This is a genomic window from Polymorphospora rubra (genome assembly GCF_018324255.1).
In the GTDB taxonomy this organism is placed as follows: domain Bacteria; phylum Actinomycetota; class Actinomycetes; order Mycobacteriales; family Micromonosporaceae; genus Polymorphospora; species Polymorphospora rubra.
Window position 1 is genome coordinate 1,417,180 of the sequence record NZ_AP023359.1, and the last position, 15,160, is coordinate 1,432,339.

The window sequence follows — 15,160 nt, forward strand, 5'->3', positions numbered from 1 at the left end:
GACGACTCCGGGGGTGCCAATGCCACGGTGTCGGGTCCATCCCAATACTCGCACGTCGAAGGGCGTCCACCCCGAGCCCCGGCCACCGCCGCCCAGGTCGGGGACCGTCCGGCGGCCCGCCGCGCGGCCGGGCACGCGCCGCCGACCGGACGGCTCAGGCGGGCGGCGTACCCTGATGAGCCGGCGCCGTCGCGGCGCCGCGCCCGATCCCGCGCCGTCGCAGCGGCGCGGCCGGTCGCCCGGGAGGGGAGACGATGACCGACAAGTCCGGCGCCACCGCGCCACCGAAGGCCGGCGACCCGACCGTGGTGCCGGCCGCGGAGGCGCCCGACGACGCCAATCCTCCGACCACCGGGCCGGCCAATTCCCCGACCACCGGGCCGGCCAATCCCCCGACCACCGGGCCGGCCGCGTCCCGCCCCGGGAACGCCGCCCCGACCGGGAGCGACGACGCCCCCCGGGACGACGACCACGGGCACGACGACCGTGCGGACGACGACCTCGATCCGGACGGCGCGGACGACCGGCCGGGCGTGCTGGCGCCGGGCGCCGCGCTGCTGGCGGTGCTCGCCGTCGGCTGGTTGGCCGCCACCCTCTGGCTGCTCCGCGACGCGATCTCGACCTCGGTCACCGACGCGATCGCGCTGGCGTCGACCGCGATCGCGCTGCCCAACGTCGTGTCGGCCAGCGTGGTCGCCGGTGCCGCCGTCGGGCTGACCGCCGCCAACCTGGCCGCCCGCCGGTGGCCGGGCACGGCCGTCCGGTTCACCGCCGGGATCGGCGCGAGCATGGTCACCGGGCTGGCCGCCGCGATCGCGGTGACCGTCGGGTACGGCGGCTCGGCCGGCACGATCCTCGCCGGCACGGTCGCCGCCGCGGTCATCGTCGGCGGTGCGGCGGCCGCCACCGCCGTTGGCCGCGCCGGGGCGCCGGTGGTGGCCGGGGTGGCCGCCGCCACGCTCGCCCTGTTCGCGGTCGTCCTGCTCGTCAACGTCTTCCGCGAGCCGCTGCTGCCGCTGCTCGGTGCCGGGGAGAGCGGCGCCTCGCAGCAGAGCGCCGCCGGCCGGCTCACGCTCGCGTCGACGGTGCTCAGCGGCCTGGTCGCCGGGTTCGTCGTCTTCGGCTACCTGCGGCTGGTCGGCCGGCGGTCGACGGACACGCCCGCGCCCCGCTGGCCGGCGTACATGCTGGGCGGGGCCGGCGTCGGCCTGCTGTTGCTGGTCAGCGAGGTGATCACCCGGGTCGGCGGGGCGCGGCTGCTCGAGGCGGTCAGCTCGATCAGCGAGGTGGACCGGATGGTCCGGGTCCAGGCCGACAGCGACCGGATCATGTTCGCCCTGATGGTGCTCTTCATCGGCGCGCTCACCACGACGATCGCGTTCGGCCGTACCCTCAAGCCCACCCGCTGACGGTCCGGCCGTCACGGCGTGCCGCATGACCGCGGTGGGCCGTGCGGCGACGGGGGCCGGGTGGCTCAGGCGTCGAGCAGGATCGGCAGCTCGGAGGCGTCGTACCACTCCAGTTCGTGGTCCTCGGTCCCGTCGACGGTGAACTGCGCGTCGTCGTCACCGGCCAGGGCCCGCTCGACGACGGCGGCCGCGGCGGCGACGTCGTCGGCCGCGTCGGGGCTGTCGACGTGGATCGCGGCGACCGCCCGGACCGGGACCGGTCCGGCCAGCCCGACGGTGCTGGAGCCGAGTTCGTACTCGCCGGGGCGGACCGCCGAGGCCGGCAGGTCGGCCGAGACGACCACCCGTCGGCGGGGTGCGTCCGAGTCGGCGTGCAGCAGCGGGAGCGCGGCCTGGGCGGCGCGGGTGAAGGCGACGTACTCCAGCTCTTCCTCGTCGCCCTCGGCGTACCACTCCCGCAGGGCCGGGGTCACCGCGTGCGCGGCCGGGCCGGGGAGGGTGCCCTCGGCCCGCAGGATCGCCAGCATCGGCACGGTGGCCGGGACGTACACCCTGATCAGTTCTGGCACCGCGAGGTCTCCGTTTCCGCGACCGGCGCGCGGGCCGGTGGCCGCGCGGACCCTGATCTGGCGCGACCACCGGACATTGTCCTACACGGGCCGGGAGGGGGTACGCGTCAGTGCGCCACCGGGGCGGTCAGCGGGTCGGCGGGCCGCTCGTGGATCTCGTCGCCGACCTGGAGCGGGAACCCTTCGCGGATCCAGTACTCGATCCCGCCGATCATCTCCTTGACCAGGTGGCCGCGCCGGGCCAGGGCGAGCGCGGCCCGGGTGGCGCCGTCGCAGCCCGGTCCCCAGCAGTAGGTGACCACCGGTCGGTCGGGGCCGAGCAGCCGGGCGCCGCGGACCGGGATCATCGCGGTCGGCAGGTGTACCGCGCCCGGGATGTGGCCCTGCCGCCAGGCGGCGAGGGAACGGCTGTCGACCAGGGTGAAGCCGGGGTCGGCCAGCAGGAGCGCGGCCCGTACGTCGGCCACGTCGGTCTGCGCGGCCAGGCGGGCGGCGAACCAGGCGGCGGCCTGGTCGGGTGCTGCGGGTGGCACCGCCAGCACCGGGTTCGCAGTGGTTGTCGTCATGCCCAGACCGTACGGCGCACCGTCTCCCCGGGGAACGCCGAATCAACGCCCTGGTGGCTGATCAGCCGCTGCTTCCACGGTAGATTCATCGGATGGCCATGGGATCAGCGGCGCTCGACCAGACGGACTGGCGGATCCTCGCCGCGCTGCAGGCCGACGGCCGGGCCAGCTACGCCGACCTGGCCCGTACCGTCGCCATGTCGCCGAGCGCCGTCGCCGAACGCGTCCGGCGGTTGGAGGAGACCGGCGTGATCGCCGGTTACCGGGCGATCGTCCGGCCGGACCGGGTCGGCCTGGAGATCATGGCGCTCGTCCGGCTGCGCTACCCGACGGGCAACTACCGGCCGTTCCAGGCGCTGCTCGACACCACCCCGGAGATCATCGAGGCCCACCACGTGACCGGGGAGGACTGCTTCGTACTCAAGGTGGTGGCCCGGTCGATGCGCCACCTGGAGTCGGTGACCGGGCGGATCTCGGGGCTGGGCGGGGTGACGACCAGCGTGGTCTATTCCAGCCCGCTGCCCGGCCGCGACCTGGCCGCCGGTGCCGTCGAGGGGGCGGCCGGGCCGCACGGGTAGCGGCATCGCAGGCCACCGGTGGCAAACTGAGGCAACCAGGAGTCACCCCACCGCCGGGAGTCGCCGTGCAGCCCAGGTTCCTGCAACTGTCCGACGTCGCCGCCGAACTGAACGTTTCGGATTCGCAGGTCTACCACATGGTCCGCAGTGGCGAGCTGCCCGCGATCAAGATCGGTGGGCGGGGTCAGTGGCGGGTGGAGCGAGCCCGGCTGGAGGAGTACATCCAGCGGAAGTACGCCGAGACCGCCGAGTGGGTGCAGGAGAATCCGCTCGTCGATCGCGAGCCCGACTGATACATCTTTGGACTGTTTCGCAGCCATCCGCGCGTTGTCGCGGGTGGCTTTTTCGTGCCGCAGGAGCGTTGACCGAGAGATTGGAGCCCATCTACAAATTAGGGCTGTCGGAAGCAAACGAAAGCAAACGCAAGATCGACTCTGGAGAGGAACGCCGTGCGAGCGACCCTGACCCGGCCCCGTGCCCGACAGTCCGTACGGGTACGCACCGTTCCACCGCTCGACCCGCCGTACGACGACGAATCGCCCCGCGACCCGTGGAGCCAACTGGCCGGTGCCGGGCAACTCACCCTCGACCTCGCCGACACCCGCCGACGCCGGGGCCAGCGACCCGAGTCACCGCCGGCACTTGCCGTCCCCCGGCCCGGGGAACGGGCCACCCGCGGGCCGGCCCGCACCGGCTCGTCCGCCGTGGGTCCGGCGGCCCTGACCGGCTCATCCGGGGAGACGCATCCGCCGGCGGTCCCGTTCCCGGCCGAGGTGACCGCGATCGGGAGCGGGCCGGCGGCCGACCCCGGCGCGGCTTCGCCGGAGGCCAGGCAGGCGGCCCGCCGATTCCTGGCCGCCTGCCTGGAGGTCTTCAACGGCTACCGGCCGGTCGTCCACCTACGCCGGCTCTGCGTCCCGGTCGACGCCGAGGCCGTGGTCGAGCGGATCACGGCGGCCAACCGGCGGTTCGCCGGGCCGCAGCCACCCGCCCGCGGCCGGTCACGGCAGCTGCTACGCCCCAGGCTGCTCCGGGTCTCCGAGCCACTGCCCGGCATCGCCGAGGCGACCGCCGTGCTCGACCGGGCCGGCCGGGTCCGGGCGATGGCCTACCGCCTGGAACGCCGCCGCGGCGTGTGGCTCGGCACCACCGCCCAACTGATCTGATTCCATCCGACTCCCGGGGTGATCCGCGCCCCGCCCGACTCCCGGGGCGCCCATCCGGTGGTGACGGTGGGCGTCCCGGGCGCCAACCGGCCACACGGGGGCGCCGGTACGGCAACGGGCTCCCCCGCCGGTCGCGGGGGAGCCCGTTTCGGTCCGCTACGGGCGGGCCGGCCGGAAGCCTGTCTCAGGCGCCGGGGCCACCGTGGCAGCGCTTGTACTTCTTGCCCGAGCCGCAGGGGCAGGGCGCGTTACGCGACGGGCTGTTGCCGCCGACGGCCTGGCCGGGGGCCGGACGGCGGGACGCCCGGGAGGGCGCCGGACGACCACCGACGCCGAGGGCCGGGGCGGACGGGGCCGGCGGGGCGGCCGAGGAACCCTGGCCGGCCGGCGGCTGCGTCGGAGCCTTCTCGATCTGCACCCCACCGGCGCCGGCGGCACCGTCGATGGTCGGCGAGGAGTACTGCAACCCCTGGTTGCGTGGCGCCCGTCCGAGGCCCTTGGCCCGGATCTCGACGGCGGCGTCGTCGGGCGCCGGGGTGGCGGCGCCGTCCTCGGTCGGCGCCGGCTGCGGGGCCTCCTCGACCTGGACCTCCAGGTTGAACAGGAAGCCGACCGTCTCCTCCTTGATGCCGTCCATCATGTTGGCGAACATGTCGAAGCCCTCCCGCTGGTATTCCACCACCGGGTCGCGCTGGGCGTACGCCCGCAGGCTGATGCCCTCCTGCAGATAGTCCATCTCGTAGAGGTGCTCACGCCACTTGCGGTCGATGACCTGGAGCAGCACCATCCGCTCGAGCTGGCGTACCGCCTCCTCGCCCAGTTCCTCCTCGCGCCGGTCGTACGCCGCGTGGGCGTCCTCCTTCAGGCGGGTCAGCAGGAAGTCCGGGTCGAGGTTGTTGCGCTCGCCGCCGACCTCCTCCTCCAGGTCCTCGACGGTCACCGCGATCGGGTAGAGCTGCTTGAGGCTGGACCACAACTGGTCGAGGTCCCAGTCCTCGGCATAGCCGTCGGCGGTCGCCCCCCGGACGTACGCGTCGACGACATCGTCGATCATGTGCGTCACCTGGTCGTTGAGGTCTTCGCCGTTGAGCACCCGGAGGCGCTCGGCGTAGACGACCTGGCGCTGCTTGTTGAGCACCTCGTCGTACTTCAGGACGTTCTTGCGGATCTCGGCGTTCTGGCCCTCGATCTGGGCCTGGGCGCTCTTGATCTGCCGGGTGACCATCTTCGACTCGATGGGCACGTCCTCGGGGATGTTGAAGCGCTCCATGACCGCTTCGACCGCACCCGCCCGGAACCGCTTCATCAGCTCGTCCTGGAGCGACAGGTAGAAGCGCGACTCACCCGGGTCGCCCTGCCGGCCGGACCGGCCGCGCAGCTGGTTGTCGATCCGCCGCGACTCGTGGCGCTCGGTGCCCAGGACGTAGAGGCCACCGGCGGCGGCGACCTCCTCGGCCTCGTCGTCGCAGGCCCGCTTCCACTTGGGCAGGATCTCCTCGAGCGCCTTGGCGTACTCCTCCTCGTGCTCCACCGGGTCGATCCCCCGCTGGTGCAGTTCGGCCTCGGCCAGGTGCTCGGCGCTGCCGCCGAGCAGGATGTCGGTGCCCCGGCCGGCCATGTTGGTCGCCACGGTGACCGCGCCCTTGCGCCCGGCCTGGGCGACGATCTCGGCCTCCTTGGCGTGGAACTTCGCGTTGAGTACGGCGTGCGGAATGCCCCGCCGGCGCAGCAGCTGCGACAGGATCTCGGAGTTCTCGACCGAGACCGTGCCGACCAGGACCGGCTGGCCGAGAACGTGCCGCTCGGCGATGTCCTCGACGACGGCGTTGAACTTGGCCTTCTCGGTCTTGTAGATGACGTCGGGGCGGTCGAGCCGCACCATCGCCCGGTGGGTCGGGATGCTCACCACGCCGACCTTGTAGACCTTGTTGAACTCGCCGGCCTCGGTCTGTGCCGTACCGGTCATGCCGGACAGCTTGTTGTAGAGGCGGAAGTAGTTCTGCAGCGTGATCGTGGCGAGGGTCTGGTTCTCCTGCTTGATCTCCACGCCCTCTTTGGCCTCGATGGCCTGGTGCATGCCCTCGTTGTAGCGACGACCGTGCAGGATGCGACCGGTGAACTCGTCGACGATGAGGACCTCGCCCTCGTTGACGATGTAGTCCTTGTCGCGCTTGTAGAGCTCCTTGGCCTTGATCGCGTTGTTCAGGTAGCCGACCAGCGGGGTGTTGACCGACTCGTAGAGGTTGTCGATGCCGAGCCGGTCCTCGACCTTGGCCACGCCGCGCTCGGTCACCGCGATGGTGCGCTTGGCGTAGTCGACCTCGTAGTCGCCCTCGCCGTCCTTGCCGACCTGGAGGCGGCCGACGACCTGGGCGAACTCGCCGTACCAGCGGGCCGAGTGCTCGGCCGGACCGGAGATGATCAGCGGGGTACGGGCCTCGTCGATCAGGATGGAGTCGACCTCGTCGACGATCGCGAAGTTGTGGCCGCGCTGCACCAGTTCGTCCTTCGACCAGGACATGTTGTCGCGCAGGTAGTCGAAGCCGAACTCGTTGTTGGTGCCGTACGTGATGTCGCACTCGTAGGCGGCGCGGTGCTCGGCGGACGGCCGGTTGGGCAGGATCACGCCGACGCTGAGGCCGAGGAACTGGTGCACCCGGCCCATCCAGGCCGCGTCACGCTCGGCGAGGTAGTCGTTGACCGTGACCACGTGCACGCCCTTGCCCGACAGGGCGTTGAGATAGGCGGGCAGCACCGAGGTCAGGGTCTTGCCCTCACCGGTCTTCATCTCGGCGATGTTGCCGAAGTGCAGCGCCGCCCCGCCCATGATCTGGACGTCGTAGTGGCGCTGACCGAGCACCCGCGACGCCGCCTCACGGGCGGTCGCGAACGCCTCCGGCAGCAGGTCGTCGAGGCTCTCGCCGTCGGCGATGCGCTCCCGGTACTGGTCGGTCAACTCCCGCAGTTCGGCGTCGGTCAGGTCGACGTAGTCGTCCTCGATCGAGTTGACGGCGTTGGCAACGGCCTTGAGCCGGCGCACCATGCGGCCTTCGCCGGCACGCAGTACCTTTTCCAGAATCGACACGGATCAACGCTCCCCTTGGCTGTCTGCCGAACCATCGTAGGCGCATCCCGGGGGCAAACGGCAGCCACGCCTACTAGGGAAAAGCAGGTAAGCGAACATTACGCCCAGATACTGACGACGAATCCCGTTGGTGACCCCCGGAGCATCCGGCAGGATGGCGCCGGTGGAGCCGCCGACGATCACCGAAGCCGGCCTGACCCTGCGCCCGTGGCGCCCCGACGACGCCGACGCGGTACTCCGCGCCTGCCAGGATCCGGCGATCGGCCGGTGGACCACGGTCCCCTCGCCCTATCTGCCGGAGCACGCCGTGGGGTTCGTCGCCGAACGCGCCCCCGCCGGCTGGGCCGCGGGCACCGGCGCGCCGTTCGCGGTCTGCGACGCGGCCACCGGAGAAGTGCTCGGCTCCTGCGGGCTGGTCAGCCTCGACCGGGCCGCCGGGCAGGGTGAGATCGGCTACTGGACCGCGCCGTGGGCGCGCGGCCGGGGCGTCGCCGTACGGGCGACCCGGATGGTGGCACGGTGGGCCTTCGAGTCCGTCGGGCTGCGCCGGCTGGTCTGGCGCGCCGAGGTCGGCAACCACGCCTCCCGGCTGGTCGCGTTGCGTGCCGGTTTCACCATGGAAGGCATCCTGCGCCGGGACGTACGCCGGGGGCACGGGGACACCGACAGCTGGATCGGTTCCCTCCTGCCGGACGATCCCACCCCGGCACCCGGTCGCGAACCGGCCCGCCCCGGCTCGGTCGAGGCCCGCCGGGCGGCCGTCTTCACCGGCGACCAGCCGACCCTGACTGCCGAGGCCCCGGCCGGCCCGATCCGGCTGCGCCGCCCCGGGTCGGCCGACATCGACGGTGCCGTGGCGACCTGTCGGGACCAGGCGGCGATCCGCTGGACCTCCGTTCCCGACCCCTATCACCGGCGCGACGCCGAACACTTCGTCGGACAGGCCGAACAGCAGTGGCTACGCGGCACCGGCGCGACCTTCGCCATCGTCGGACCGGCCGGCACGTTCGCCGGCTCGATCGCGCTGCGGCTGTCCGCCGCCGATCCGGCGGTCGCCGACGTAGGATTCCTGATCGCCCCGGCCGCCCGGAACCGGGGATACGCGTCCGCCGCGCTGGCCGCCGTGTGTACGTGGGGCTTCGACCGTCTCGTCCTGCACCGCATCGAGTGGCGGGCGCACGTCGGCAACACCGCCTCCCGCCGGGTCGCGGAGAAGGCCGGGTTCACCGTCGAGGGCGTCGCCCACGGCAGCCTGGCGCACCGGGGTGCCCGCGTCGACGTCTGGGTCGGCGCGCTGCTCGTCGACGACAGGAGCGCATGATGCCGCTGACCGGCCTGGCCCGGGAACCGATCGACGGCGACGGGGTACGGCTGCGGCCGTACCGGGAAGGTGACGTCGGGGACGTGGCGGCGGCCTGCGCCGACCCGCTGACCCAGCGCTTCCTGTCCCTGCTCCCACACCCCTACACCGCGGCCGACGCCCGGTGGTGGATCACCGAGGGATCCACGGCGGTGTGGGCGACCGGCGGCGCGGCGTACGCGGTCGCCGACCCGGCCACCGACCGGCTGATCGGCGCGGTCGGCCTGGACCGGGTCAACCGGCCGCGGGCCTCGGGCGAGATCGGCTACTGGGTCGCCCCCTGGGCCCGCGGTCGGGGCGTGGCGACGGCCGCGACCCGGGCGCTCACCGACGCGGCCTTCGCCGCCGGGCTGGCCCGCGTCGAACTCCTCACCGAGTGGGAGAACACCCCGAGCCAGCGGGTCGCGCTGGCCGCCGGATACCGGCGCGAGGGCGTACGCCGGTCGGCCGGCGCGGGCCGGACCGGGCGGCACGACCTGATCGCCTGGGTACGCCTCGCCGACGCCCCGGCCGAACCGGCGCCCCGGCTGCTGCCGGACCTGCCGGGCGGCCGGCTCGACGACGGTGTGGTGGCCCTACGGCCGTTGCGGCCCGACGACGCCGACTTCCTCTTCGCCCTGCTCTCGGTGCCGGACGTGGTCGCGACCAGCGTGCCGCCGGTGCCGCCGCAGCGGGCCGGGATCGAGGAGCGGTGCCGCCAGGCCGAGGCCCGCTGGCTGGCCGGCGAACGCGCCGATCTGGTGATCAGCGACGCGGCGTCCGGCGAGCCGGCCGGCGACATCGGCCTGTACTACCACGAGCCGCCGACCGGCCTGGCCATGATCGGCTACTCGATGCTGCCCGCCTGGCGTGGCCGGGGCTACCCGGCCCGGGCGGCGCGGCTGCTGACCGAGTGGGCCTTCGAGGTCGGCGTCGCCCGGATGACCGCCGGAACGCTGCCGGACAACCTCGGCTCGCAGCGGGTGCTGCAGAAGGCCGGGTTCCGCCGGGAGGGCTACCAGCGCGGCCGGTTGCCCGGTGTGGACGGCACCCGGCACGACGACGTGCTGTTCGCGCGGCTGCCGGGCGACGGCGACACCGGCTGACCGGCGCAACCGCGCCGATCCCCGGCCGGACCGGGTCGATCCCGCCCCGGGCGGACGCCTGGGTACGGGATCGACGGATGGTCCGGGGGACGTCCTGGTTCAGTTGGCGAGCGAGATGATCCCGTAGTCGTAGCCCTTGCGGCGGTAGACGACACTGGGCAGGCCCGACTCCTTGTCGTTGAAGAGATAGAAGTCGTGGCCGACGAGTTCCATCTGGAAGAGCGCGTCGTCGACGGTCATCGGCTGGCCGGAGTGTTCCTTGTGCCGCACGATGTGCCACGGCTGGTCGTCGGACTCGTCGTAGCGGCTCTCCGCCGGCGCCTCGGTCAGGGTCGCGACCGGCGCGGCGCCGAAGTCGGCCACCGGCAGATCCGCGGTCGCGGCGGCCACCGACACCGGCGTCTGCCGGCCGTGGTGCACCCGACGGCGGTCGGCGGCCCGGCGCATCCGGGTCTCGAGCTTGCTGATCGCGGCGTCCAGGGCGCTGTAGAAGTCCTTCGCGCACGCCTCGGCCCGCACCACGGGGCCCCGGGACACACAGGTGATTTCGACGCGCTGGCAGTGGTCGGCCTGTCGAGGGTTGCGTTCGTGGAACAGTTCCACGTCGACCCGGATGAGCTTGTGGTCGTAGCGCTCTATCTTGGCGAGCTTCTCGCCGACATGAACCCGGTAGTGATCGGGCACCTCAACGTTGCGGCCTTTGACGACAATGTCCACGCGTGACCTCCCCGACGATCGGATGGTCCGTAGTTGCAGAGACTTTCCCGGTCGGCCTGTCCGCCCTTGTCGTTCGACCCCGCCAGAGCGACCGGATTGTTTTGGGGGCTACGCCTCCTTTCCGGGTGCGGGCGCCGGGGCTGATCAAAGTCATACCCCTGGTGACAACGACGCTAACTCCTGTTGGCCACTACGTCACCCCTACTTCGAAAGCCGTTTCGAGGCGATTCGCCCGATCAATCGAGAACGAGCAGCGTACGAGGTGCCGACCGGCACACCCGCGCGGGTGTGACGTTACCGACGGTCACGCTTTCGGGTGGCGGCCAGTACGGCCGCGGCGTCGACGCGTACGCCGGCCGCGGCGAGCAACGTCGTCACCGCGGCCAGCGTCGCACCGGTGGTCACGATGTCGTCGAGCACCACGACCCGCCGCCCGGCCGCCACCGCCCGTACCGAAGGCGACCGCAGCCGGAAGGCGGCGCCCGCCGCCCGGGCCCGCTGCGCGCTGGTGAGTTCCGCCGAATCCGGCCGGGGCAACGCCCGCACCGGGCGGGCCACCCGTACCCGCCAGCCCGCGCCGCGCAACCGGCGCGCCGCGTGGCGGGTCAGCCGTCCCAGGTGGTCGCCGTGCCGCGCCCGGGCGGCCCGGGCCGTCGACGGCACCGGCACCAGGAGTACGGGCCGGTCCGGCCCCACCGCCGTCGCCACCACCTCGGCCAGCAACCGGCCGAGCGGCCGGGCCAGTCCGTGCCGCCCCCGTTCCTTGTAGGACAGCAGCGACTCGCGCAGCACCCCGGCGTACGGGCCCAGGGCCACGCAGTCGGGCAGGCCCGGCGGGGCCGGGGTGGGGCGTACCGGACCGGCGCGCAGCGCCTGCAGATCGGCCGCACAGGCGGCACACGCTCCGGCCCGCAGCGGTGTCCGGTCGGCCCGGCAGCCGGCGCACGACGCCGGCAGGACGAGATCGGTCAGCGCGTCCCACAGCCCGGCCGCGGCCACCACGCCACCTCTCCGGGTCAGTAGACGAAGAACGGGGCGGTCGGAACGGTCGTCTCCGGCGCGGTGTCGCCCGGCCCGACCCCGGCCACCTCGGTGGAGTCGATCTGCTCCGCGTTGGTCAGATGCCGGTACCAGGCGACCCCGCTGGCCTCGTACATCAGCCGGGCGAAGTTGGGCCGGGTCACCGGGTTGTCGGGATAGGAGGAGATGTTGGTGACCTGGGTGGCCGGCACGTCCTCGTCGAGCCAGGACTCCAGCAGCCCGTCGACGGTGATGTCGACCAGCGCCAGCCGGGTGCTCTTCAGCCCTGCCGTCACCAACCGGTTCTCGTCGGTCCAGGCGACCGCCGACACGTCGGTCAGCGAGGTCGTCAGCTGGCGGTGGGCGGCCACCTCGACGAGCCCGCCGGTCACCATCAGGGTCGCCACGTACAGCCGGTTGCCGGCGGTGTAGGCGATCCGGTGGCCGTCGAGCGCGGGCGCGACCCCGGTCACCGGGCCGGCCGTACCCGGCAGCTCGACCTCGGTCAGGCCGGCGGCCACGCCGAACTGGTAGAGCCGGCCGTCGGCGACCACCAGGCCGACGGGACCGCGCGGATCGGTCGTACGCAGCCACACCGGCCGGCCCATCGAGGCGAAACCCGCCCCGGTCGGCCGGAATATCCGGACCGCCCCGGTGCTGGCCCCCACCTGCAGCTGGCTGCGGTCGCCGGCGGCGGTCACCAGGGCCACGGAGGAGATCTCCCCGGTCCGGATGATGGCCGCCGACTGCACGCCGGTGTTCGCCTCCGGCGCGATCGGCGGCGGTCCGCCCGCTGGTTCGCCGGGGTCGTTGAGGCGGCGTACCTGCCCGGCGTAGACGGTGTAGCGCTCGGCCACCGGGGCGACCTCGTAGACCGGGTCCTGCTGGAACCTCTCCCCGGCGACGAGGGTCGTCCGGGTCTGATTCTGGATCTTGAGTTCGAGTTCGTCGGTGTCGGGGAGGTCGAGCCGCAGCGACCAGGCGAGCTGGATGGCGAGCCGGTTCAGTTCGGCGTCGTCGCCGGTCGGCACGGCCTGCGCCGACAGGTTCACCACCAGGCGCCCGTCGGTCACCGGCGCGTTGCCGATCGGGACGGTGCCCTCCGGCAGCCCCTTGGTGATCGACCTGATCGATCCGGAGGGCCCCGCCGCCAGCCAGCCGAGCACCTCGGTGGCCTGGAGTTCGTTGGGCACCGAGCGCGGCAGGTAGCGCAGGTCGGGGACGAGCCCGGTCTGGTCGCCGTTCCAGAAGTAGATCGTCCGTGGCTGGTAGTACTTGCCGAACGCCTCGGTGCTGAGCAGCACCACCGGCGGCGGCTTGAGAACGAACAGGCCGGGATTGTTGGCGACCCGCCCGACCGTGAACGAGTAGTGGTCGGTGGTTGCCACCGGCGGGTCGATGACTCCGCTGCGGGTGATGATCCCGATCTGCTGCACCGACACGTTCACCGTGCTGGTGCCGTCGGCGTTCGCCGTGACGCGCGGCGACTCGGTCAACCGCACCACGTTCACCTGCGCGTCCGGGCCGGGCTTGTCCCGCAGGTCGGGCTGCCCCTCGGGCGCGATGAACTCGCGGACCCGCTCGACCGCGCCGCCGAGCTCACCGGCCGCCGCCTCCAGGTAGGCGACCGCGAACGTCTGCGGGTCGCTGCCGGCCGCCGACCGCTGCGGCGGTGCCTGCGCCACCCCGGTGCCGCCGCGGTAGTTGGGCGCCGGGCCGGGACCATCGACGCGTACCCCGGTCGTCTCCGGAATGCCGCAGCCGGCGAGACCGGTGACCAGCGCGGCCACCACGGCCGCCGCGACCAGCCGGCGCCTCACCGGGTCACCTCCGCCGGGGTGCCGGCGGCGGTGCCGGGGGCCGGCTCGGCGGCGTCGGCAGGCGCACCGGTGTCGACGGACGGTCCGTCCGGCTTGACCGGCAACAGCGGAAGGTCGGCGGAGACCCGCAGGTCGATCGGGGTCATCACCTCGGTCGGCACCAGCCGCAGGGGGGACGAGGTGAGCCGGTCGCCGGACCGTACCGGCAGCGTCAGCCGGAACTGGGCGCCCTTGCCGAGCGCTCCCCACGCCTCCAACCAGCCGCCGTGCAGCCGGGCGTCCTCCAGGCTGATCGACAGCCCCAGGCCGGTCCCACCGGTCTGCCGGGCCCGAGACGGGTCGGCCCGCCAGAACCGGTTGAACACCAGCTTCTCCTCGCCCGGCCGCAACCCGATCCCGTGGTCGCGTACGGTGACCGCCACCGCCGAGGCGTCGACGGCGAGGGTCACCTCGACCGGCCGGCCCTCGCCGTGTTCGACGGCGTTGCCGACCAGGTTGCGCAGGACCCGCTCGACCCGGCGCGGATCGACTTCGGCGATCACGGCCCCGTCCGGCAGATGTGCCTCCAGCGCCACCCCGCACCGCTGCGCCAGCCCGGTGAGCCGGTCGACCACCCGCTGCACCACCGGCACCAGGTCGGTCGGTTCGGCGTCGAGCATCGCGAAGCCGGCGTCGAACCGGCTGATCTCCAGCAGGTCGGTGAGCAGGTCCTCGAAGCGGTCCAGTTCGGCCTGGAGCAGTTCGGCGCTGCGGGCGACGGCCGGGTCGAACTCGTCGCGCTCGGCGAAGATCAGGTCGGCGGCCATCCGTACGGTGGTCAGCGGCGTACGCAGTTCGTGCGAGACGTCGGAGGTGAACCGGCGCTGGAGCCGGGACATCTCCTCCAGCCGGACGATCTGCCGCTGCAGGTTGGTGGCCATCTGGTTGAACGATGCCGCGAGCAGGGCCAGGTCGTCCTCGCCGTTGACCGCCATCCGCTGGTCGAGCAGGCCGGCGGAGAGCCGCTGCGCGGTACGGGCGGCGTCCCGTACCGGGTTGACGACCAGCCGGGTGACCAGGGCCGCGAGCACCGCCAGCAGCAGAACCAGCGCGACGCCGGTGGCCAGGACGGTGGTGCGGGCCTGGACGGCGGTCTGCTCCTGGGTGGTCAGCGGCACCAGCCGGTAGATCTCCGCCTGGCCGAACCCCGCCGGCACCGGGGAGCCGTAGATCAGGTATCTGGTCGGCCCGCCGCCGAGGTCGCCGGTGCGGATCTGGGAGGCCACCTCGCCGCCGGCGACCGTCCGCCGCAGCTCGTTGGAGATCAACGCGCTGGCGTCGACGTTGGGCGAGGTCGCGGTCTCGATGGTGGGATAGCCGCTCGCGGTGAGCACCACCACGACACCCGCCTCGTCCGGATCACCGCCGGCCAGCGCCACCACCGTGCTGTCGAAGGTGCGTTGCAGCCTGGGCTCGATCCGGGGATGCACGCTCAACTGGTCGAAGGCGTAGGCACGGCTGGTCTCCAGGCGTTCCCTGGCGTCGGCGACCGCGTTGTCGAGCAGGTTGCCGGTGATCTGGGTGACCACCATGTAGGCGAACCCGCCGACCAGCAGACCGGACGAGACCAGCGTGATGGTGACGATCCGGACCTGCAACGACCGGCGCCAGGTCTGGCGTACGCCGGCGGCGACCACGCCACCGCGCCGCAGGACGGCGCGCCACACCACCGCCCCGCGCCGCGCGCCGATACGCCAGGTCGCCCGCGCCGTGGTTCGGGCGCGGGCGACGAGCACGTTGACAGAG

13 protein-coding genes are annotated in these 15,160 nt (G+C 73.0%); 6 read left to right on the forward strand and 7 right to left on the reverse strand.

Annotation, left to right across the window (positions count from 1 at the left end):
• Positions 1 to 254 precede the first annotated feature (254 nt).
• Positions 255 to 1,409, forward strand: a complete 1,155-nt coding sequence (locus Prubr_RS06455; RefSeq protein WP_212822540.1) for a hypothetical protein — start codon at positions 255 to 257, stop codon at positions 1,407 to 1,409.
• Positions 1,410 to 1,474: 65 nt separating this feature from the next.
• Here the strand turns inward: Prubr_RS06455 and Prubr_RS06460 are convergent, their stop codons facing one another.
• Both Prubr_RS06460 and Prubr_RS06465 read right to left on the reverse strand, forming a co-directional pair.
• On the reverse strand, positions 1,475 to 1,978 hold the full coding sequence (locus Prubr_RS06460; RefSeq protein ID WP_425517986.1) for a DUF6912 family protein: 504 nt from the start codon (positions 1,976 to 1,978) through the stop codon (positions 1,475 to 1,477).
• 107 nt (positions 1,979 to 2,085) lie between these two features.
• Positions 2,086 to 2,544: a rhodanese-like domain-containing protein gene (locus tag Prubr_RS06465; RefSeq protein ID WP_212822541.1), complete on the reverse strand. Its 459-nt coding sequence runs from the start codon at positions 2,542 to 2,544 to the stop codon at positions 2,086 to 2,088.
• Between the two features lie 92 nt (positions 2,545 to 2,636).
• Between Prubr_RS06465 and Prubr_RS06470 the strand changes: the two genes are divergently transcribed.
• The 3 genes from Prubr_RS06470 (at position 2,637) to Prubr_RS06480 (ending at position 4,288) form a co-directional block, all read left to right on the forward strand.
• On the forward strand, positions 2,637 to 3,122 hold the full coding sequence (locus tag Prubr_RS06470; RefSeq protein WP_246568385.1) for an Lrp/AsnC family transcriptional regulator: 486 nt from the start codon (positions 2,637 to 2,639) through the stop codon (positions 3,120 to 3,122).
• A 65-nt stretch (positions 3,123 to 3,187) separates the two neighbouring features.
• Positions 3,188 to 3,415 (forward strand): helix-turn-helix domain-containing protein, encoded by a 228-nt coding sequence (locus Prubr_RS06475; RefSeq protein WP_212822543.1) that lies wholly within the window; start codon positions 3,188 to 3,190, stop codon positions 3,413 to 3,415.
• A gap of 156 nt (positions 3,416 to 3,571) precedes the next feature.
• Entirely contained in the window at positions 3,572 to 4,288 is a 717-nt protein-coding gene (locus Prubr_RS06480; RefSeq protein WP_212822545.1) for an Rv3235 family protein, read from the forward strand.
• Positions 4,289 to 4,472: 184 nt separating this feature from the next.
• Here the strand turns inward: Prubr_RS06480 and secA are convergent, their stop codons facing one another.
• On the reverse strand, positions 4,473 to 7,373 hold the full coding sequence (secA, locus tag Prubr_RS06485; RefSeq protein ID WP_212822548.1) for a preprotein translocase subunit SecA: 2,901 nt from the start codon (positions 7,371 to 7,373) through the stop codon (positions 4,473 to 4,475).
• A gap of 154 nt (positions 7,374 to 7,527) precedes the next feature.
• Here secA and Prubr_RS06490 point away from each other — a divergent pair, with 154 nt between their 5' ends.
• Both Prubr_RS06490 and Prubr_RS06495 read left to right on the forward strand, forming a co-directional pair.
• Positions 7,528 to 8,694 (forward strand): GNAT family N-acetyltransferase, encoded by a 1,167-nt coding sequence (locus Prubr_RS06490; protein ID WP_246568387.1) that lies wholly within the window; start codon positions 7,528 to 7,530, stop codon positions 8,692 to 8,694.
• 14 nt (positions 8,695 to 8,708) lie between these two features.
• Positions 8,709 to 9,818 carry a GNAT family N-acetyltransferase gene (locus Prubr_RS06495; protein ID WP_212827587.1) on the forward strand — a complete coding sequence of 370 codons (1,110 nt, stop codon included), beginning with the start codon at positions 8,709 to 8,711 and terminating at the stop codon, positions 9,816 to 9,818.
• Positions 9,819 to 9,917: 99 nt separating this feature from the next.
• On the opposite strand, the gene hpf is transcribed toward Prubr_RS06495, so the two are convergent.
• From hpf to mtrB, 4 genes are all read right to left on the reverse strand, one after another.
• Entirely contained in the window at positions 9,918 to 10,535 is a 618-nt protein-coding gene (hpf, locus tag Prubr_RS06500) for a ribosome hibernation-promoting factor, HPF/YfiA family (RefSeq protein WP_212822552.1), read from the reverse strand.
• Between the two features lie 294 nt (positions 10,536 to 10,829).
• Positions 10,830 to 11,537, reverse strand: a complete 708-nt coding sequence (locus tag Prubr_RS06505; RefSeq protein WP_212822554.1) for a ComF family protein — start codon at positions 11,535 to 11,537, stop codon at positions 10,830 to 10,832.
• Positions 11,538 to 11,551: 14 nt separating this feature from the next.
• Positions 11,552 to 13,375, reverse strand: a complete 1,824-nt coding sequence (locus tag Prubr_RS06510; protein WP_212822556.1) for a GerMN domain-containing protein — start codon at positions 13,373 to 13,375, stop codon at positions 11,552 to 11,554.
• Entirely contained in the window at positions 13,372 to 15,105 is a 1,734-nt protein-coding gene (mtrB, locus tag Prubr_RS06515) for an MtrAB system histidine kinase MtrB (protein ID WP_212827589.1), read from the reverse strand. Before mtrB ends, Prubr_RS06510 begins: the two co-directional genes overlap by 4 nt.
• Positions 15,106 to 15,160: the final 55 nt, after the last annotated feature.

Excerpts from the sequence above, each read along its gene's own strand:
- Prubr_RS06465 (WP_212822541.1), bottom strand. The coding sequence starts at position 2,544 with ATGACGACAACCACTGCGAACCCGGTGCTGGCGGTGCCACCCGCAGCA.
- Prubr_RS06470 (WP_246568385.1), top strand. The coding sequence starts at position 2,637 with ATGGCCATGGGATCAGCGGCGCTCGACCAGACGGACTGGCGGATCCTC.
- Prubr_RS06455 (WP_212822540.1), top strand. The coding sequence starts at position 255 with ATGACCGACAAGTCCGGCGCCACCGCGCCACCGAAGGCCGGCGACCCG.
- Prubr_RS06490 (WP_246568387.1), top strand. The coding sequence starts at position 7,528 with ATGGCGCCGGTGGAGCCGCCGACGATCACCGAAGCCGGCCTGACCCTG.